Origin of the sequence: Paenisporosarcina sp. FSL H8-0542 (genome assembly GCF_038632915.1) — a bacterium.
In the GTDB taxonomy this organism is placed as follows: Bacteria; Bacillota; Bacilli; order Bacillales_A; family Planococcaceae; genus Paenisporosarcina.
This window is the reverse complement of the sequence record NZ_CP152050.1, coordinates 602,501-623,179: the sequence shown is the minus strand read 5'-3', so window position 1 is coordinate 623,179 and position 20,679 is coordinate 602,501. Positions and strand designations below refer to the sequence as shown.

At 43.9% G+C, this 20,679-nt stretch carries 17 protein-coding genes, 2 rRNA genes and 1 riboswitch (1 of these 20 running past the window's edge); of the genes, 2 read left to right on the top strand and 17 right to left on the bottom strand.

All coding sequences use genetic code 11. The features are described 5' to 3' along the window. Positions 1-6 precede the first annotated feature (6 nt). On the bottom strand, positions 7-1,740 hold the full coding sequence (locus MHH33_RS03315) for an adenine deaminase C-terminal domain-containing protein (RefSeq protein WP_342542934.1): 1,734 nt from the start codon (positions 1,738-1,740) through the stop codon (positions 7-9). A 115-nt stretch (positions 1,741-1,855) separates the two neighbouring features. On the opposite strand from MHH33_RS03315, the gene MHH33_RS03310 reads away from it, so the two are divergent. Beyond that, entirely contained in the window at positions 1,856-2,521 is a 666-nt protein-coding gene (locus MHH33_RS03310; protein WP_342542933.1) for a YgaP-like transmembrane domain, read from the top strand. 314 nt (positions 2,522-2,835) lie between these two features. After that, positions 2,836-3,030 carry a DUF4083 domain-containing protein gene (locus MHH33_RS03305; RefSeq protein WP_342542932.1) on the top strand — a complete coding sequence of 65 codons (195 nt, stop codon included), beginning with the start codon at positions 2,836-2,838 and terminating at the stop codon, positions 3,028-3,030. A 203-nt stretch (positions 3,031-3,233) separates the two neighbouring features. On the opposite strand, the gene purD is transcribed toward MHH33_RS03305, so the two are convergent. From purD to MHH33_RS03225, 16 genes are all read right to left on the bottom strand, one after another. Next, positions 3,234-4,490 carry a phosphoribosylamine--glycine ligase gene (gene purD / locus MHH33_RS03300; RefSeq protein ID WP_342542931.1) on the bottom strand — a complete coding sequence of 419 codons (1,257 nt, stop codon included), beginning with the start codon at positions 4,488-4,490 and terminating at the stop codon, positions 3,234-3,236. 15 nt (positions 4,491-4,505) lie between these two features. Beyond that, positions 4,506-6,041 carry a bifunctional phosphoribosylaminoimidazolecarboxamide formyltransferase/IMP cyclohydrolase gene (gene purH / locus MHH33_RS03295; RefSeq protein ID WP_342542930.1) on the bottom strand — a complete coding sequence of 512 codons (1,536 nt, stop codon included), beginning with the start codon at positions 6,039-6,041 and terminating at the stop codon, positions 4,506-4,508. 100 nt (positions 6,042-6,141) lie between these two features. Next, positions 6,142-6,714, bottom strand: coding sequence for a phosphoribosylglycinamide formyltransferase (gene purN, locus MHH33_RS03290; protein WP_342542929.1), 573 nt, complete (start codon positions 6,712-6,714; stop codon positions 6,142-6,144). Further along, positions 6,704-7,768: a phosphoribosylformylglycinamidine cyclo-ligase gene (purM, locus tag MHH33_RS03285; RefSeq protein WP_342542928.1), complete on the bottom strand. Its 1,065-nt coding sequence runs from the start codon at positions 7,766-7,768 to the stop codon at positions 6,704-6,706. The genes purN and purM overlap by 11 nt, the downstream gene beginning before the upstream one ends. A gap of 12 nt (positions 7,769-7,780) precedes the next feature. Continuing rightward, entirely contained in the window at positions 7,781-9,202 is a 1,422-nt protein-coding gene (gene purF, locus MHH33_RS03280; protein ID WP_016429425.1) for an amidophosphoribosyltransferase, read from the bottom strand. Beyond that, positions 9,178-11,409, bottom strand: a complete 2,232-nt coding sequence (gene purL, locus MHH33_RS03275) for a phosphoribosylformylglycinamidine synthase subunit PurL (protein ID WP_342542927.1) — start codon at positions 11,407-11,409, stop codon at positions 9,178-9,180. The genes purF and purL overlap by 25 nt, the downstream gene beginning before the upstream one ends. Then, positions 11,393-12,079 carry a phosphoribosylformylglycinamidine synthase subunit PurQ gene (gene purQ, locus MHH33_RS03270; RefSeq protein ID WP_016429427.1) on the bottom strand — a complete coding sequence of 229 codons (687 nt, stop codon included), beginning with the start codon at positions 12,077-12,079 and terminating at the stop codon, positions 11,393-11,395. Before purQ ends, purL begins: the two co-directional genes overlap by 17 nt. Further along, positions 12,076-12,330, bottom strand: a complete 255-nt coding sequence (gene purS, locus MHH33_RS03265) for a phosphoribosylformylglycinamidine synthase subunit PurS (RefSeq protein ID WP_016429428.1) — start codon at positions 12,328-12,330, stop codon at positions 12,076-12,078. The genes purQ and purS overlap by 4 nt, the downstream gene beginning before the upstream one ends. Continuing rightward, complete coding sequence (gene purC / locus MHH33_RS03260; RefSeq protein ID WP_342542926.1) at positions 12,327-13,043, bottom strand: phosphoribosylaminoimidazolesuccinocarboxamide synthase; 717 nt, start codon at positions 13,041-13,043, stop codon at positions 12,327-12,329. The genes purS and purC overlap by 4 nt, the downstream gene beginning before the upstream one ends. Before the next feature lie 14 nt (positions 13,044-13,057). Continuing rightward, on the bottom strand, positions 13,058-14,353 hold the full coding sequence (purB, locus tag MHH33_RS03255) for an adenylosuccinate lyase (protein WP_016429430.1): 1,296 nt from the start codon (positions 14,351-14,353) through the stop codon (positions 13,058-13,060). A gap of 12 nt (positions 14,354-14,365) precedes the next feature. Next, positions 14,366-15,490 (bottom strand): 5-(carboxyamino)imidazole ribonucleotide synthase, encoded by a 1,125-nt coding sequence (purK, locus tag MHH33_RS03250; RefSeq protein WP_342542925.1) that lies wholly within the window; start codon positions 15,488-15,490, stop codon positions 14,366-14,368. Then, on the bottom strand, positions 15,487-15,975 hold the full coding sequence (purE, locus tag MHH33_RS03245; protein WP_342542924.1) for a 5-(carboxyamino)imidazole ribonucleotide mutase: 489 nt from the start codon (positions 15,973-15,975) through the stop codon (positions 15,487-15,489). Before purE ends, purK begins: the two co-directional genes overlap by 4 nt. Before the next feature lie 202 nt (positions 15,976-16,177). Continuing rightward, positions 16,178-16,278: riboswitch (purine riboswitch) on the bottom strand. 96 nt (positions 16,279-16,374) lie between these two features. Continuing rightward, complete coding sequence (locus tag MHH33_RS03240; RefSeq protein WP_016429433.1) at positions 16,375-16,563, bottom strand: NETI motif-containing protein; 189 nt, start codon at positions 16,561-16,563, stop codon at positions 16,375-16,377. Beyond that, positions 16,560-17,102, bottom strand: coding sequence for a DUF2179 domain-containing protein (locus MHH33_RS03235; RefSeq protein WP_036660252.1), 543 nt, complete (start codon positions 17,100-17,102; stop codon positions 16,560-16,562). The genes MHH33_RS03240 and MHH33_RS03235 overlap by 4 nt, the downstream gene beginning before the upstream one ends. Before the next feature lie 884 nt (positions 17,103-17,986). After that, a 5S ribosomal RNA gene (gene rrf / locus MHH33_RS03230) occupies positions 17,987-18,102 on the bottom strand. 64 nt (positions 18,103-18,166) lie between these two features. Next, positions 18,167-20,679 (bottom strand): 23S ribosomal RNA (locus MHH33_RS03225); it runs 419 nt beyond the window's last position.

Genomic DNA, 20,679 nt, shown 5'->3' with positions numbered 1-20,679 from the left:
AACCCCCTAAGATCTCATGAATGAAGGGAACAACACTGATTTTTTCATGACATCATATATGCCGCGTTGTGTAATGCGGACATATGGTAAATGAGTCGATTGCAAAAATAGCAATGTGTAAATCGCATCACCATGTGTATACCCTCGTTCGTTCAATGCTTTCTTCAAAAACAATTCCCGCGCAATCAAATCTTCCACTTTTTCATTTGATAGTCCTCCACCTATTGCCAGTGGAATGTGTGCAATGACTTCACCATGTTCAACGAGCACGATGCCGCCTTTCATCCGCTTCATTTCATTGAAAGCTACTAACATATCTTTATGGTTTTTACCTATTAGAATAATATCTCCTGTATTCGAGTAAGACGAAGCAAACCCCTGCACGGAAGTCGCAAAACCTTTAATCATCGTGTTGACACGCCACTTACCATCGCGGTCAATTAACATCAGATAGCTCTCATCATGATCAGAACTTAAGCTCGACTCACCAGTGTGAATCGATACACTATATGGCTTCGTGATCACATCATTAACCATTTCAATTCCAAAAGGCATCGAGAACTGAAAGTCCCCATCATGCAAATCAAACGGCAATTCCAAATCACCTAATACGGACCAATCGATTGTCGGCAGCTGTTGCACTTGCTTGCCGTCTCTCTTCAGCCATACGCCTTTAGACAGCACGCTTACAGGGACAGGATTTCGCTCGTTTTCCAAGAAGTTTAAAGAAGCTAATCTTCCTGTGGCAATAAATCCATGCAGACTGGTCATGTTGTAATAACGGGCTACATTATAGGATGCCATTTGATAGGCATCAATCGGTTTCACTCCTGCATCCAGTGCGACTTGAATGCATTTATCCATGACGCCATCGATGTGGAAAGAAGGTGTCGAACCGTCCGTTGTCATCATCAAATGATCAAAAACATCCAGTCCTTTTTCCACAATTCCTTTTAATAAATGAGGTAAATCAGGACGAATCGACGAATGTCTTAACGTCACGGCATAACCATGCAACAACCGTCTTTCCACTTCTTCAACTGTCATGGCTTCGTGGTCACCGTCGCTACCTAGCAATTTCATGCGCGCCAATGTTTTGTCAGAAGCACCAGGTAAATGGGCTTCTACTTTTTTGCCTTTTGTTTTAGCCGATTGCAACCAGTACAGCATTTGGTCATCACCTGCTAGTAAACGTGGCCATGCTGTCAATTCTCCGCCCATCAATACTTCCGGACGATCCAACCATTCACCGATTGATTTCGTCGTAAATAGTTCATCTTCATTTTCAAGCTCAGTTTGTGAATCAAATCGTGCCCACCAATAAAACGAAAACGGCAGTTCATTCAATTGATCCAATAGTGTAAACGCTTTCTTGTTTTTCAACAAAAGAAAGAGTATAAGATTGTCTGATAGAAACGTAGTCGTACCTAATTGTGCTGCATAATCAGCAAATGATTGGGGATGATAAAGTTGAAATGGATGAACATGAGGTTCGATATAGCCCGGCACAATCACCTGTCCAGTTGCATCAATTATTTCTGCGTCAGTTGTTTGAACAGGCATATCAGGACCTGCATATACAATGCGGTCTTTTGCAATCCAAATGTTGCCTTCAACCCATTTTTTCAGCACGCTATGTAAGTATGTTACATTCACAATAATTTTATCGGGACTCGTTTTACCATCAATCATGCTTAATTGGTGGCGGATTTCCCCTATTTTCCACAACGGGTGTTGCATGGTAGCCACTCTCCTTTCAAGACGGGTATCATTTTTTTATACTAGCATACCGACTTTGGAAAATACAGACGGTAAGACCACTTTTTTGAAAATTCAGATAGGAGGAAACACGAAAATGTCACAAACGCAAAACCTTAGCACACGTAACGCACTGACCAGACTTTCACTCGGACTTAGTATGCTCGCTTATGGTACCGCTAAACTCTCCCGCAATCCCAAATGCAACAAAGGTCGCATGATGGTTGCATTCGGTGCTATGAAAGCTGCAGAAGGAACGGTCAAGTTCTGTCCAATGAAAGCCATGATTGAAAAACAAAGCATGATGGGACAAACCGGAAATACCCCAGAAATCGGAAAATTGATGGAGGATTTCGCTAGTCAAGGTATGTCTGGACAATCGGGTTCTGGTTCAAATTCTGCTGCCGGTTCTGCAACAGGTTCTGGGACTGGTGCTACTACTGGTGCTGCCGTTGGAAACATGGTGAAGGACCTCGCTAGTCAAGCTATGTCGGGACAAACAACATCTAGTGCTGGTGCAAAAGCTGGTTCTGGTTCTGGTGCTGGTGCTGCCGTTGGAAACATGGTGAAGGACCTTGCCAGTCAAGCTGTGTCGGGACAAACAACATCTGGTGCTGGTGCAAAAGCTGCTTCTGGCACTGGTGCTACTAATGGAGCTGCCGTTGGAACAAAGGTGAAGGACCTTGCTAGTCAAGCTATGTCGAGACAAACAACATCTGGTGCTGGTGCAAAAGCTGCTTCTGGATCTTCCGAAAATAAATAAAGGATTTTTCTGGGTAAGGCATGTCGCCGGTGACGAATTGAGGTAGTAAGTGAAAGTTTATTCCTCTTCGCTAGTAGGTTATACACTTTGGCGGAATATTTATTCCCTACTGTTTATTCCCCTTCGCGGTCACTATATTCCCTCTCGTAGTGTGTTTATTCCCTTTCACCCATTTTAATGAAAAAAAGACTGTCCTTAAGTTTTTGAGGACAGTCTTTTCTATTTAATGGAATAATAAATAAGACTATTACGCAGTGAGGAGTTATATCATGTTACAATAAAAGGAAATTCCCTTGATGCGGAGGCAGCCTAAAATGGACAGTTTTAATTTCTTTTCAATATTTTATATATTTATTGTCTTAGGTCTTATTGTTATATTTATACTATCTTTCTCTCTTTTCATTCGAAGAATACGTATCAATTCTTCCATTAAAAGTAATCATTATGTTGAAATTGATCAGAAACTTGATAAAATTATAGAATTACTTGAGAAGAAAGCAAACGTTTAAGAAAACATTAATAGACAAGTTCAAAATGCATAACTGCATTTTGAGCTTTTTTATGTTATACACTTTACCGTAACATGCGGTGCTGAAATTCAGTCGCTCGTATGAAGATGAAAAAAATATAATGTCTTGGCATCTCACATATTGAAACATACCACTCACAAAAAAAGGTTATCCTCAAATGACTTAAGGATAACCTTTTCCGATTATTTCAACGCACGCCAACCAATGTCGTTTCGATAGAAAAATCCATCCCACTTCAATTCAGCAAAAGCGTCATATACTTGTTTTTGAGCATTAGCCAGAGAGTCTGATTTCGCTGCGACCAAAATTACGCGGCCCCCATTGCCAACGAAGCGACCATTCACTTCTTTCGTGCCCGCATGGAAGATCTGTAAATTTTGATTAAGCTTTTCTAAGTCAGGCAGTGTCGCCCCTTTTTCAACCATTTCAGGGTAACCATCTGCGGCTACTACTACACCAAGCATCTCTTCATTCGACCATTCCAATTCATATGGTTTTTCATCGAAAAGTGCGTTCATGAATTCACCGAAATCTGAAGCCATACGTGGTAACACGACTTGTGTTTCTGGATCACCAAAACGAGCATTGAACTCAATGACTTTCGGTCCATCCTCAGTCAAGATTAACCCGGCATAGAGAATACCAGTAAAAGGTGTTCCTTCCGTTGCCATCGCTTCAACAGTAGGTGCCACAATCGCTTCAAATGCTTCCTGAACGATAAGCTCCGAAATGTGAGGGACAGGTGAATAAGCTCCCATGCCGCCAGTATTCGGTCCACGATCACCGTCATACGCACGCTTGTGATCTTGGGCGATGACCATCGGGTAAATCTGGCCGTTATGAACAAAGGACATATATGAGAACTCTTCCCCATCGAGGAATTCCTCAATGACCACGCGAGATGATGAATCACCAAACTTTTGGTTACCAATCATGTCTTCCACGGAATTAAGTGCTTCCTCCACAGTCATGGCAACAACCACACCTTTACCTGCAGCGAGTCCATCCGCTTTTACCACAATTGGTGCACCCATTTTCTCGATATAGGCTTTGGCTTCTTTGACGTCTGTGAACGTTTCGTAAGCCGCAGTTGGAATACCATATTTCTTCATTAGTTCTTTGGCAAAAGATTTACTACCTTCGATTTGTGATGCCGCTTTCGTAGGCCCGAATATACGCAGACCTTCTGCCACGAAACGATCGACTATTCCAGCAGCCAGCGGTTGTTCAGGTCCCACAAACGTAAGATCGATAGCATTTTCCTGAACGAAAGCAACCAGCATATCAAATTCAAGTGCTTCGATTGCCACACAGGTCGCATCTTCTCTCATGCCATCATTACCTGGTGCAACGAACACTTCAGTTACAGATGGAGAGTTGTTGAATTGACGTACAATAGCGTGTTCACGCCCACCACTACCAATAACGAGTACTTTCATTAAGTTCTCCTCCTCTTAGTGTTTGAAATGACGTACGCCTGTAAACACCATAGCAATTCCGTATTCATTTGCTTTCGCAATTGAATCTTCGTCTTTTACAGATCCACCTGGTTGAATAATGGCGGTGATTCCTGCTTTAGCAGCTGTTTCAACGGTATCATTCATAGGGAAAAAGGCATCTGAAGCAAGTGATGCACCTTGTGCTTTTTCTGCCGCTTGCTCTAAAGCAATCTTAGCAGCACCGACACGATTCATTTGCCCAGCACCAACGCCAAGCGTCATTTGTGCATCCGTGACAACAATCGCATTGGATTTCACGTGTTTTACGACACTCCATCCGAGCTTCAGTGCAGCCCATTCTTCTTCCGTAGGTTCACGGTCCGTTACGACACGGACGTCCGCTTGTGCAAAACCATGAGCATCAGGTTCTTGCATCAACAAGCCACCCTCGATTGAAACGGTATTCCATTTATCCTTTTTGTTTTGTTCAAAAGGAATTGTTAGTAGACGGATATTTTTCTTTTTCGTCAAAATCTCCAAAGCCTTATCAGAGTAGGAAGGAGCAAGGATGATTTCAAGGAAGATACCTGAAAGTTGTTCCGCCGTTTCGGTATCCACTTCGCGATTTAAGGCAACAATGCCACCAAAAATGGACATACTGTCCGCTTCGTATGCTTTGCCATATGCTTCAGAAATGGTTTCACCAACTCCGACACCACATGGATTCATGTGTTTGACAGCGACAGCAGCCGGCAGCTCAAATTCTTTAACGATTTGAATGGCTGCATTGGCATCCTGGATATTGTTGTAGGAAAGTTCTTTCCCGTGCAGTTGCTGTGCAGAAGCGATGGAGAAATCCGATCCTAGTGCACGTTGGTAGAACGCTGCTTTTTGATGTGGATTTTCTCCATAACGAAGCGGTTGTTTCAATTCATATGTAAAGGTAACTTGTTCGGGAAATTCTTCACCTGCAAGGTCAGTTAAATAACCTGAGATGTACGCATCATAAGAAGCAGTATGACGGAAAACTTTTGCTGCCAGACGACGACGCGTTTCAATCGTAGTTTTGCCAGCTGCTTTCAATTCTTCCAAAACAGCCGGATAGTCCGCTGCATCTGTAATGACAGTTACATAAGCATGGTTTTTCGCAGACGCACGCAACATTGCTGGTCCACCGATATCAATGTTCTCAATCGCATCGTCAGCTGTCACATCCAGTTTTGAGATCGTTTCACGGAAAGGATATAAGTTTACACAAACAACCTCGATTGGCTCGATGCCATGTTCATTCATTTGTGCTTGATGGTCGGCATCATCATGCTTGGCAAGAAGGCCTCCGTGAATCATAGGGTTAAGCGTCTTCACACGACCACCCAATATTTCAGGGAATCTCGTTACTTGATCGACAGGTGTAATGGCTACTCCATTTTCCTGCAAATACGCTTTTGTTCCACCGGTTGATAGAATTTCATACCCTAACGTCTCTAGTTCTTTTGCGAACTCAAGAATTCCTGATTTATCTGATACACTGATAAGCGCACGTTTTGTCATAGAAAATCCTCCTAATTTGGAAAAGCGTAAAGTGCCACTCTAGCACTGCACCGGCGCTGGAAGAAAAGTCCCATTTTCTGAAGCTTAATCCTGTGGCCCTCTACCGGCTAAATAATTGATGCAACGTTTTTGTATAGAGTTCATGTTCGACCGCATGTATAAGTTGTTCTGTTTTCTCACGGTCACCCTCTACTACTTCAACCGCTTGTTGCGACAGAATTGGGCCCGTGTCCATCCCTGCATCTACATAATGTACGGTCACGCCGGTTACTTTGACGCCATGTACCAAAGCTTGACCGATGGCATCTTTGCCAGGAAATGAAGGCAATAGTGACGGATGGATGTTGACGATGCGGTTCGTAAAGGCATTCAGCAATGTATCGCCGATTAAACGCATATAACCAGCCAACACCAACCATTCTACCTGAAGCTCCTTCAGTTCCTGTAAGATGGCTTCTTCATATTCAACTTTCGACCCAAAATCTGACGGTCGGAAAGCCACAACGTTTACACCAGCTGTTTTAGCTCGTTCCACCACAAAAGCTTGTGGCTTATCTGTAACGACAGCCACGATGTCAGCATGTAACTGACCAGCTCTTGCTGCGTCCACGATGACTTGAAAATTACTTCCACTGCCGGAAGCAAAAATCGCCACCTTTGGCTTACTGTTCATCGTTCAGGCTCCCGTCATGAGTTCCATTAAATTGAACACCTTCACCTGCTACGACACGACCAATCACGTACGCATTTTCACCGTTTTCTACTGATAGTCGAATGGCTTGTTGCGCTTGTTCTTCAGGAAGAGCAATGACGAAACCAATGCCCATATTGAAAACATTATACAAATCACGGTCTTCCAGAGACCCTTTTTCTTTCAACATTGAAAACACCGGTAATACTGGCCATGAGCCCAGTTTGATTTCGACACCAAGACCTGCGGGCATCATGCGGGGCAGGTTTTCATAAAAACCTCCACCTGTTACGTGTGCCATGCCGTGCACGTCCAGCTGTTCATGAATGGCAAGAACCGGTTTAGTATAAATTTTTGTCGGTTTTAATAATGCTTTCCCAATACGGCCCAAATGTTCGTAGCCTGCAACTAAGGAATCTATTTCATACCCTTGATCGGCAAAGACAATTTTACGCACAAGTGAAAAACCATTTGAATGGATACCACTGCTAGCAAGTCCAACAAGGACATCACCCGGTTGAATCTTTTCACCTGTTACGATATTCGATTTCTCAGCTACCCCTACGGCAAACCCAGCAACATCGTACTCATCTTCTTCATAAAGACCAGGCATTTCCGCTGTTTCTCCACCGATAAGTGCGGCTCCAGCTTGCACACAACCATCTGCTACACCTTTGACAATTTGCTCAATCTTTTCAGGCTTTGCTTGTCCAACAGCTAAATAATCTAGGAAAAATAAAGGTTCGGCACCTTGAGCCACGATATCATTGACACACATTGCCACGCAATCGATGCCGATTGTATCGTGTTGATCGGTCATAAACGCCAATTTCAATTTAGTCCCTACGCCATCTGTCCCCGAGATTAAAACAGGTTCTTTGTAGTTGAGTGATGACAGGTCAAACATCCCACCGAAACCACCGAATGCCCCCATTATGCCTTTACGTGCTGTACGATCTACATGAGATTTCATTCGCTTTACAGCCTCGTAACCCGCTTCAATACTTACGCCAGCTTGTTCATATGCCTTTGACATCCATGTCGCCTCCTAGCGAGCCAATTCTTTTTGGTGCGGTAAAATGGTATCCGGGTATATTTCAGTCGGATAATTCCCTGTAAAGCAAGCAAGACAATGTCCCGCTTCAGGACCTTCATCCGTTCTTCCGATTGCACGAACCAATCCTTCAACTGACAGGAAAGTAAGTGAATCTGCCCCAATCAATTCTCTTATTTCTTCAATGCTATTGTTGGATGCAATTAGTTCTTCACTTGAACTCGTATCTATCCCGTAGAAACATGGACTTTTCATAGGCGGAGAACTAATGACAACATGCACTTCCGTTGCTCCCGCTTCTTTTAACATCGTTACAATACGTCTAGATGTCGTACCACGGACGATTGAATCATCGACCATAACAACACGCTTGCCGTTTACCACTTGGCGAACTGGCGACAGCTTCATTTTCACACCACGTTCACGCAAGTCCTGTGAAGGTTGGATGAAAGTACGACCGACATATCTATTTTTGATCAATCCTAATTCATACGGAATTCCCGTAACTTCAGAAAATCCGATGGCAGCCGAAATACTCGAGTCAGGTACACCTGTTACGACATCTGCATCAATTTGTATTTCTTTTGCCAGTTCTTTCCCTAAACGCTTACGTGCCATATGAACGTTAATGCCATCTATATCCGAATCGGGACGTGAGAAGTAAACGTACTCCATTGTACAAATCGAGCGTTTTGCAGGGAATGCAAAGCGTTCAACACGTAATCCTTCATTATTGATAATCAAAAACTCACCTGGTTCCACAGAACGGATACATTCGGCACCAATGATATCGAATGCACAAGTTTCCGAAGCAACTACCCAGGCATCACCCAGTTTTCCTAAAGACAATGGGCGCAAACCGTTCGGATCGTTTGCGACAATCATCTCGTCTTCCGTCATCATGACGAAGGCAAAAGCACCTTTAAGTAGGGATAATGCATTCTTCGCGCGTTTTTCAAACGTCGAATAGCCACTTTTTTTAATTAAATGAGCCAATACTTCTGTATCTGAAGAGGTCTGGAAGATGCTTCCTTGACGCTCTAAGTGTTGTTTTAAATGGTTCGCATTTACGAGATTGCCATTATGGGCAATCGCAAGACTGCCAGTTGTCGAGCGGAATAAAAGAGGTTGCACATTTTCAATACCTCCACCGCCTGCAGTTGCATAACGTACATGTCCTACCGCACCATAGCCTTGCAAATGATCAAGCTTGCCTGCACTGAATACTTCATTAACAAGCCCTTCTCCTTTGACTGCTTGAAGCGAATGACCATCCGTTACGACAATCCCCGCTCCTTCCTGTCCACGATGTTGAAGTGCATGCAATCCGTAATACGCAATCTGTGCTGCATTTGGGTCACCCCAAATTCCAAAAACGCCACACTCTTCGTTTAATCCTCTGAGTTCAGCAAGCATGGAATTGCTCCTTTCCAAGCAGATCGGAACTCCTCAACAGTTCCTGACACCCACTCTTCGCCATGTTCATTACGAATGATGACGGACGTATCTGATGTAACCGTTCCAATGTTCACTGCATCTTTTACGATTTCTTCGAACGCTGCCGCATGTTGTGGTTTCACTGTCACGATGAAGCGAGATTGTGATTCACTGAATAAAGCTGTGGTAGCCGAACCTGAAATAGTTACGTCCACACCAAGGTTTTGTACTCCGAAAGTTTTTTCAGCCAATGCAACGGCGAAGCCACCTTCTGCAATATCGTGAGCTGATGCCACAAAGCCTGATTGAATTGCTTGCAACAAAGCGTTTTGACGAGTTACTTCCACATCTAAATCAATTGAAGGTGCTTGGCCAAAAATGCGACCTTCCACCATTTTTTGAAGTTCACTGCCACCAAACTCAGTCATCGTTTCACCGATCACGTAAACCAAGTCACCAGCTTCTTTCACATCTTGTGTTGTTACATGTGATAAATCTTCAACTAATCCAACCAAGCCGATCGTAGGTGTTGGATAAACAGCTACTCCACTGCGCTCGTTGTAAAGTGATACGTTACCGCCGATAACAGGAGACTCAAGTGCCAAACACGCCGCAGCCATCCCATCAGCCGATTTCTCCAATTGCCAGAAAATCTCTGGTTTTTCTGGATTTCCGAAGTTTAGACAATCCGTAATCGCCAAAGGTTTAGCTCCTGAACAAACAACGTTACGTGCCGCTTCCGCAACCGCGATTTTCCCGCCAGTTTCCGGATCTAGATAAATGTAGCGTGAGTTACAGTCTGTCGTCATCGCAAGTCCTTTGTTTGTTCCTCGAACTCGAACGACTGCTGCATCCGAACCTGGTGCAACTACTGTACTCGTACGTACTTGATAATCGTATTGATCATAAACCCATTCCTTCGAAGCAATGGTTGGTTGTTTCAATAAATTAATCAGCGTTTCTTTATAGTCAGCGACTTGAGGTTCTGCATTTTCCATCGCTTGATATTCTGTGTAATAAGCAGGCACACTTGATGGTTTATGATAAACCGGTGCTTCTTCAGCCAACGCATCTGCCGGGACGTCTGCTACGACTTCACCTTTATGAAGCAAACGAAGCATTTTATCGTCTGTTACATGACCGACAGCGACTGCATCTAAATCATATTTTTCAAAGAGCTCCACGATTTCCGCTTCGCGTCCTTTTTTCACGACAATCAACATACGTTCCTGTGATTCTGACAACATCATTTCGTAAGCTGTCATTCCTGATTCACGTTGAGGAATTAAATCCAGATTCATCTCTACACCGAAGCCAGCTTTGGAAGCCATTTCAGCTGATGAAGAAGTTAATCCTGCAGCACCCATGTCTTGAATTCCTACAAGGGCGTCAGATTTTACAAGCTCCAAACATGCTTCAAGCAAAAGTTTTTCCATGAAAGGGTCGCCTACTTGAACGGCCGGACGTTTTTCTTCAGAAGTTTCACTTAACTCTTCCGATGCGAATGTCGCTCCATGAATTCCGTCGCGACCTGTTTTTGCCCCTACATACATAACGGTATTGCCAACACCAGAAGCGACACCTTTTTGAATATCTTCATGATTGATCAATCCCACACACATTGCGTTTACCAATGGGTTTCCTGCATAGCAGTCGTCAAACTGAACTTCTCCACCTACTGTCGGGATGCCGATGCAGTTCCCGTAGCCTGCAATTCCTGCAACCACTTCTTCAAACAAATAACGAACGCGTGGACTTGTCAATTCCCCAAAGCGCAATGAGTTCAGCATCGCAATCGGACGGGCTCCCATTGAGAAAACGTCACGGATGATTCCGCCAACACCAGTTGCAGCTCCTTGGAAAGGCTCGATCGCAGATGGATGATTATGTGATTCCATTTTGAAAACCACAGCTTGTCCATCCCCGATATCCACGATTCCAGCTCCTTCACCAGGACCTTGAAGTACGCGAGGACCAGTCGTTGGGAACTTACGTAAGATTGGTTTCGAGTTTTTATAAGAACAATGCTCCGACCACATAACTGAAAACAATCCTGTTTCCGTATAGTTCGGTTGACGTCCTAAAATGTTTTCGACCATCTCAAACTCTGAATCAGATAAACCCATTTGAGCATATAGTTTCTGTTCTTTAATTTGCTGAGGATTTGGTTCAAGCATGACTGACATGAGATTCCCTCCACTGTTTAACGATAGATTTGAATAACGCTAATCCGTCTGTACCACCAATTAGTTCGTGCACTGCACGCTCTGGATGTGGCATCATACCCAAGACATTACCTCGTTCGTTGATAATCCCTGCAATGTCTTCAACACTGCCATTTGGATTGTCGTTCGTATAAGTGAAAACAATTTGATTGTTTGCTTTTAATGAAGCAAGTGTTTCTTCATCACAACTATAGTTTCCTTCGCCGTGCGCGATTGGAACTTGAATCACTTGGTCTTTTGCATATTCAGCTGTAAACATGGTGTTGTTATTGACGACTGTCAAATCAACGGTACGACACATAAATTTCAAGTTTTTATTGCGTAGCAAAGCACCAGGAAGTAAACCCGCTTCAGTTAAAATCTGGAATCCATTACAAATACCAAGAACTGGTTTACCAGCATCAGCTGCTTTTTTCACTTCACTCATAACGTTAGAGAACTGAGCAATTGCACCACATCGCAAGTAATCTCCATAAGAGAATCCACCTGGTAGTAAAATGCCGTCATAACCACTTAAATCTTTCGTATCGTGCCACACATATTCAGCTTCTTCACCAAGCTCGTCTTTAATTGCATGGTACATATCTAAATCACAGTTCGATCCTGGGAATACGAGGACTGCAAATTTCATTTGCTTACAGCCTCCTCGACATCGTACCTATAATCTTCAATCACTGTGTTCGTTAATAATTTTTCACACATCTCTTTAACTACCACGTCTAGCTCTTTTTCAGAATCATCCACTTGAATTTCTAAGTACTTTCCAATACGAACATCTGCAACTTCGTTATAGCCCATTGTATGCAGAGCTCCCATTACGGCCGAACCTTGTGGGTCTAATACACTTTCGCGAAGCGTTACATAGATTTTTACTTTTTTCATTGTGTGATTCCTCCTAGACGGGATAGTATGATTTCGTATGCGTCCGTTAATTGACCTAATTCTCTGCGGAACACGTCTTTGTCCAGCTTTTGTTTTGTTTTTTCGTCCCATAAGCGGCACGTATCAGGTGAAATTTCATCAGCTAGCAATACATTGCCTTCATTGTCCCGGCCAAATTCTAGTTTGAAATCAACTAAAATAACACCGATTTCTTTGAAGAATTGCGTCAATATCTCATTTACTTGTAATCCCTTATCATAAAGAGCTTGTACTTCTTCTTTAGAAGCGATGTTCAAAAGCTCGATGTGCTCTTCAGTAATGAGGGGATCACCAAGTTCGTCGTCTTTGTAGTAGAACTCGACGATAGGGCGTGCGAGTTCTACTCCTTCATCCAGTCCGAGGCGCTTAGCTAAACTGCCCGCTGCGACCTGGCGAACCACGACTTCGATTGGAATGATGTCAACTTTTTTCACTAATTGCTCATGATCGGATAATTGCTCAACGAAATGAGAATCAATACCTGCAGCTTTCAATTTTTCAAACAGTAAAGATGTGATTTGGTTATTCAACGTACCTTTTCCTGCGATTTCAGCTTTCTTTTCTCCGTTAAACGCAGTTGCACTATCCTTGTATTCCACAAAAAGAATATCTTCTTTGTCTGTTGTATATAATCGTTTCGCCTTACCTTCATACAAAAGCTGACCTTTTTCCACGTGTATTCCCCCGATTAGTTTAGTCCGAGACGTTCGAAAATCATATCGACATGTTGGATATGGTAGTTATAGTCAAAGCAATCGTCCAATTCTTCTTTAGACAATTGAGAAGTAATGGTTTCGTTCTGTTCAACGACACCACGGAAAGCAATTTGGTTTTCCCAAGCTTCCATCGCACAAGGTTGAACTGTATCATACGCTTCTTCACGAGCCATTCCTTTGTCAATCAAAGCAAGAAGAACGCGTTGTGAGTAAATCAAACCGAGTGTGCTGTCCATGTTGCGTTTCATATTGTTTGGGAATACCGTCAAGTTTTTTACGATGTTTCCGAAACGATTTAGCATGTAGTTTAAAGCGATTGTCGCATCCGGTAAGATGACACGCTCAGCTGAAGAATGTGAAATATCACGTTCATGCCACAAAGACACATTTTCATAAGCAGTCAACATATATCCGCGAATTAATCGTGCAAGACCAGTCATGTTTTCAGAACCAATCGGGTTACGTTTATGTGGCATAGCAGATGATCCTTTTTGACCTTTTGCAAATGATTCTTCCACTTCACGTGTTTCTGATTTTTGCAGACCACGAATTTCTGTTGCAAACTTCTCTACAGACGTTGCAATCAATGCCAGTGTGCTCATGTATTGTGCATGGCGGTCACGTTGCAATGTTTGTGTCGAGATTTTTGATGCTTCGATTCCTAAGTTTTCACAAACATATTTCTCTACAAATGGATCGATGTTTGCGTATGTTCCAACTGCACCAGACATTTTGCCTGTTTCAATTGATTTTGCAGCTGCTTCAAAACGTTCTACGTTACGCTTCATTTCTTCATGCCATAAGGCAAGTTTCAAGCCGAATGTCGTTGGCTCCGCGTGAACACCATGCGTACGTCCCATCATGACCGTGAATTTATGTTCTTTTGCTTTATTGGCCAAGATTTCAACGAAATTGTTCAAATCTTTACGAAGGATTTCATTTGCTTGCTTGATGATGTAAGAAAGAGCTGTATCAACTACATCCGTTGAAGTCAGTCCGTAATGTACCCATTTACGCTCATCGCCAAGTGTTTCAGATACTGCACGAGTGAAAGCAACAACATCATGACGCGTTTCTTCTTCAATTTCTAAAATGCGATTAATATCAAATGAAGCATTAGCACGAATTTTCGCTACGTCTTCTTTTGGAATATCGCCAAGTTCAGCCCATGCTTCACATGCCAAAATCTCAACTTCCAACCATGCTTGGTATTTGTTTTGTTCCGTCCAAATTGCTCCCATTTCAGGGCGAGTATAACGTTCTATCATATAGTTCTCCTTCTATTCCGACCAAATGCCGGAATGCTCGATTTCTTGTAGCGTTTGATTTATATCGTTTGTCAAAATGGTCACATGCCCCATTTTACGTTTTGTTTTCGCTTCTTCTTTGCCGTATAGATGAATGGACCAGTCTGGGTATTTAGAAATCGCGTTCGATAGAGGAACGACGTGTTCTCCAAGTACATTGACCATGACAGTCGGTTGATGCAGGACAGGCTTCCTTAGAGGCCATCCGCAAATTGCACGCACATGTTGATGAAACTGTGATATCGTACTACCTTCTATTGAATAGTGTCCTGAGTTATGAGGACGTGGTGCCAACTCGTTAATCACAATCGTGTCATCTTTCAGCACAAACATTTCAACTGCCAAAGTGCCGACTAACTGTAAATGATCAGCAATTTGTTCTGCCGCTTCTGTAGCTTGTGTCAGAATCGATTCAGTTACACGAGCAGGTACAATCGTTTCGTGTAAAATATGATCTTTATGAATATTTTCACCTACAGGCAGGCAATAGGTTTCCCCGTTTCCATTACGCTGTACGATAACTGAAATTTCTTTAACGAATGGCACGAACGCTTCCGCAACACACGCACCGTGATTGAATAATGGTTCCGCCAGTATTAAATCGGCTTCCGATTCGAGCTTTACTTGACCTTTGCCATCGTAACCGCCGTATGCGGTTTTGACGATACAAGGGAAACCAACCTCATTAATACATGCTTTCAGTTCCACAATACTTGTCGCAACTATATAGTCTGCAACCGGTACACCAGCCTGACAAATTTCAGCTTTTTCTGTAATTCGGTTTTGTGTTATACGGACAAGTTCTGCCCCCTGAGGAATATAAGCATATTCAGCTAACCGCTTAAGTCCTTCATAATCAATATTTTCAAATTCGTACGTAATGACATCACTGACATCTGCTAGCTCTTCTAAAGCCGTCTGGTCATTATAAGGTGCAACAATTCGTATATCCGCGATTTGACCGCAAGGCGATTCCATACTTGGATCGAGCACTGCAATTTTGAATCCGGCTTCCTTGGCAGCCAAAGCCATCATTCGACCTAATTGACCTCCACCAATAATTCCAATTGTTTGTCCTGGTGAAATGGTTTTAATCATATGAGGTCACCGTTGCTTTCAAATACTTTGTCCTTCGTCGCTTCACGTCTTAAGTCTAAATTGTGTGCCAAAGTTTGATCGGTCATTGCTAGCATTTGAGAAGCAAGCAATCCTGCGTTCGTTGCTCCAGCTTTGCCGATAGCGACTGTCGCAACAGGAACGCCACCTGGCATTTGAACTATGGATAGTAACGAATCAAGACCATTCAATGCTTTTGATTGAATAGGAACCCCAATAACCGGTAACGTCGTTTTCGCTGCAACCATACCCGGTAAATGTGCGGCTCCGCCAGCTCCCGCAATAATCACTTGAATTCCTCGTGTTCTTGCTGACATCGCATACTCAAACATTAGATCTGGCGTGCGATGCGCCGACACCACTTTTTTTTCATAAGGGACTTGCAGTTCATCTAATATGTCACATGTATGTTTCATTGTTTCCCAATCACTTGAGCTTCCCATGATCACGCCGATTTTTGCATTCATCTGAAATCGCTCCTTTATAGAAAAGCTTAAAGCGCTACACTAGTTTGACAACGAGCAAACACTTGAAGCTAGACATTATTGACAAAAAGTCCCCAAATAAACTGCTCACTATGCATGAAAAGCAGTTTACTTGAGGACTTTAAAGAAAAGGGGTTATGAACGGCTGACATATACATATGCAGACTCACATCCTTATTTTCATCCAAAAGTTGCTTTCCCGCATAGTCCGGTCATTTACGGTGACCTGGTAGAGACGCTAAAGCCAATTCTTTAGCATATATGGGGATTATCGTTGTTCTTATTCATATTTTAACAACCATTAGGACTCGAGTCAACGCTAAAATGCGAACGATAAATTTTCAGAAAACAATATCGTTCGGTTTTTCGCCAGTTTTTAGGTTATTCAGAGATGTACGTACCTTTAAATTGGATGATTTGACGAATTGGGACGATTTCTCCATTCACTTCTTGGAACATCGGCTCTTCCCTTCGCCCTGTTGGCATATAGCCTTCAGTCTGCATACGCTTTAAACAGTCATCAATGGTTTCATTCTCTGCTACTTCAAACCATACAGTCTTTTTCTTCATTTAAATAGTTTTCCTTTCCTTACCGTTTTAACCCAGAATCCACCATGAATAGTTTTCGGCTCATAAGCAATAATAAATGCTTTTGGATCAAGCTCTTTAATCGTTGCATACAGTTTCAATTCATATTTTCGGGGAGTCAGGATTTGCATCGCTTTTCGGTTACCTTCAAGACCATTCGCTTCCCAATCAGTTACTCCATATCCTTTATCACGCAAAAGGCGTGGCAAGGTACGATTTTCTTCAGTCGTAATTACATTTACCGTAATATAACCAAGGGCCATCTTCTCTTCTATTTTCGTACCAACAAGTACCCCAGTACCATACCCAACTGCGTAGGCTATAAGGTTTTGGATCTCATTCAAGTTATCCAATACTAATCCAAGACCCACAACATATATAACCACTTCAATGGTGCTGAGAAACGCTGCAAAATAACGATAACCCTTCAACGTCATTATCATGCGCACTGTAAAAAACGAAACATAGACAATATTTATAGTAAATATGATTAATACCATCAAAAGTGCATCATTGCTCATAATAAACTTCCCTTCATGAAAAAACATTAAGCCCCTATCTTATTAGAGAACCCTTTAGAATACAAGAAATTTTGCGGAATTTCTGTAATTCACATTAAAACAAAGCTATTTACTGTTAAAGCGAAAAGCGACTAATATGCTAGGAAGTTATTTAAATTTTACTTATATTAAATTTGCCCTTTAATGAAAAGATGTAAACTACTTTTAGTTAGTAAGCCATCCAGTCGCTTTGAACCGGCTGATTCAACTGGATGTTCAAGAAAATCCCATCAAATAGAAGAGAGCCATGCAGCGACCGGCAGAATCTCCACCATTCAGGGGTTTGTGATAGTCGATTGTCTCATAACCCAAGTTAAACAGTCGGGTGAAACAAGCTCGTTCGTTTGAAATCAACAGTTGTAAATTTATCAATCAAACTGGAGATTTATCGTGCAGATTGGATACTTTATCGCTCAAACTAAAGATTTATCGTTCAAATCGAAGCATTTATCGCTCAAACTCATCTCACGAGCAAGTAGACTTGCCCCCTTGTTTCCTCGAACTACTTGCACCTCTCTTTTCTCACTCACCTTCGTACTGCGCTTAAAAAACAACACAAAAAAACCGATACCTTGAAAGGTATCGGTTTCTTATTTTGCCTAGCGACGTCCTACACTCACAGGGGGCTCCCCCAACTACCATCGGCGCTAGGCTGCGAAAGACGATGAACGGCAGATTTCTTCGTCAACCGCAGGTCTTCGAGTCTCGCGTATATTATACGCTCCGAGTCTCTTCCCTTTGTTTCCTCGAACTCTTTGTTCCTCCTCTTTCTCGCACACCGTCGTACTAAGCTTAAAATACAACACAAAAAAACCGATACCTTGAAAGGTATCGGTTTCTTATTTGCCTAGCGACGTCCTACTCTCACAGGGGGAAACCCCCAACTACCATCGGCGCTAAAGAGCTTAACTTCCGTGTTCGGTATGGGAACGGGTGTGACCTCTTTGCCATTATCACTAGACTATTTGAGTGTTTGTTCACTCAAAACTGGATAAACGGGTCATTGAAAACCATTCAAATTCATTTTGGTTAAGTCCTCGATCGATTAGTATTCGTCAGCTGCACACGTCACCGCGCTTCCACCTCGAACCTATCTACCTCATCGTCTTTGAGGGATCTTACTTACTTGCGTAATGGGAAATCTCATCTTGAGGGGGGCTTCATGCTTAGATGCTTTCAGCACTTATCCCGGCCACACATAGCTACCCAGCGATGCTCTTGGCAGAACAACTGGTACACCAGCGGTGTGTCCATCCCGGTCCTCTCGTACTAAGGACAGCTCCTCTCAAATTTCCTACGCCCACGACGGATAGGGACCGAACTGTCTCACGACGTTCTGAACCCAGCTCGCGTACCGCTTTAATGGGCGAACAGCCCAACCCTTGGGACCGACTACAGCCCCAGGATGCGATGAGCCGACATCGAGGTGCCAAACCTCCCCGTCGATGTGGACTCTTGGGGGAGATAAGCCTGTTATCCCCGGGGTAGCTTTTATCCGTTGAGCGATGGCCCTTCCATGCGGAACCACCGGATCACTAAGCCCGTCTTTCGACCCTGCTCGACTTGTAGGTCTCGCAGTCAAGCTCCCTTCTGCCTTTACACTCTACGAATGATTTCCAACCATTCTGAGGGAACCTTTGGGCGCCTCCGTTACACTTTAGGAGGCGACCGCCCCAGTCAAACTGCCCGCCTGACACTGTCTCCTGCCCCGCTAAGGGGCAAGGGTTAGAAGTTCAATACAACCAGGGTAGTATCCCACCGACGCCTCCTCCGAAGCTGGCGCTCCGGAATCTCAGGCTCCTACCTATCCTGTACAAGTTGTACCAAAATTCAATATCAGGCTACAGTAAAGCTCCACGGGGTCTTTCCGTCCTGTCGCGGGTAACCTGCATCTTCACAGGTACTATAATTTCACCGAGTCTCTCGTTGAGACAGTGCCCAGATCGTTACGCCTTTCGTGCGGGTCGGAACTTACCCGACAAGGAATTTCGCTACCTTAGGACCGTTATAGTTACGGCCGCCGTTTACTGGGGCTTCAATTCGCACCTTCGCTTGCGCTAAGCACTCCTCTTAACCTTCCAGCACCGGGCAGGCGTCAGCCCCTATACGTCACCTTACGGTTTTGCAGAGACCTGTGTTTTTGCTAAACAGTCGCCTGGGCCTATTCACTGCGGCTCTCTCGGGCTTTAACACCCTAATAGAGCACCCCTTCTCCCGAAGTTACGGGGTCATTTTGCCGAGTTCCTTAACGAGAGTTCTCTCGCTCACCTTAGGATTCTCTCCTCGACTACCTGTGTCGGTTTGCGGTACGGGCACCTTCCACCTCGTTAGAGGCTTTTCTTGGCAGTGTGAAATCAGGAACTCAGACCTAATGGTCCTTGTCATCACAGCTCAACGTTATAGGAACGGGATTTGCCTCATTCCACGCCTTACTGCTTGAACGTACATAACCAACAGTACGCTTACCCTATCCTTCTGCGTCCCCCCATTACTCAAACGGTGGAGTGGTGGTACAGGAATATCAACCTGTTGTCCATCGCCTACGCCTATCGGCCTCGGCTTAGGTCCCGACTAACCCTGAGCGGACGAGCCTTCCTCAGGAAACCTTAGTCATTCGGTGGACGGGATTCTCACCCGTCTTTCGCTACTCATACCGGCATTCTCACTTCTAAGCGCTCCACCAGTCCTTCCGGTCTAGCTTCAACGCCCTTAGAACGCTCTCCTACCACGGATTCCATACGGAATCCATCCACAGCTTCGGTGAATTGTTTAGCCCCGATACATTTTCGGCGCAGCGTCACTCGACCAGTGAGCTATTACGCACTCTTTAAATGATGGCTGCTTCTAAGCCAACATCCTGGTTGTCTAAGCAACGCCACATCCTTTTCCACTTAACAATTACTTGGGGACCTTAGCTGGTGGTCTGGGCTGTTTCCCTCTTGACTACGGATCTTATCACTCGCAGTCTGACTCCCAATTATAAATCTCTGGCATTCGGAGTTTGTCTGAATTCGGTAACCCGGGATGGGCCCCTAGTCCAAACAGTGCTCTACCTCCAGGATTCTCAAAATTGAGGCTAGCCCTAAAGCTATTTCGGAGAGAACCAGCTATCTCCAGGTTCGATTGGAATTTCTCCGCTACCCACACCTCATCCCCGCACTTTTCAACGTGCGTGGGTTCGGGCCTCCAGTAAGTGTTACCTTACCTTCACCCTGGACATGGGTAGATCACCTGGTTTCGGGTCTACAACTACATACTCTATCGCCCTATTCAGACTCGCTTTCGCTGCGGCTCCGCCTTCTCAGCTTAACCTTGCATGCAATCGTAACTCGCCGGTTCATTCTACAAAAGGCACGCTATCACCCATTAACGGGCTCTAACTACTTGTAGGCACACGGTTTCAGGATCTCTTTCACTCCCCTTCCGGGGTGCTTTTCACCTTTCCCTCACGGTACTGGTTCACTATCGGTCACTAGGTAGTATTTAGCCTTGGGAGATGGTCCTCCCAGATTCCGACGGAATTTCACGTGTTCCGCCG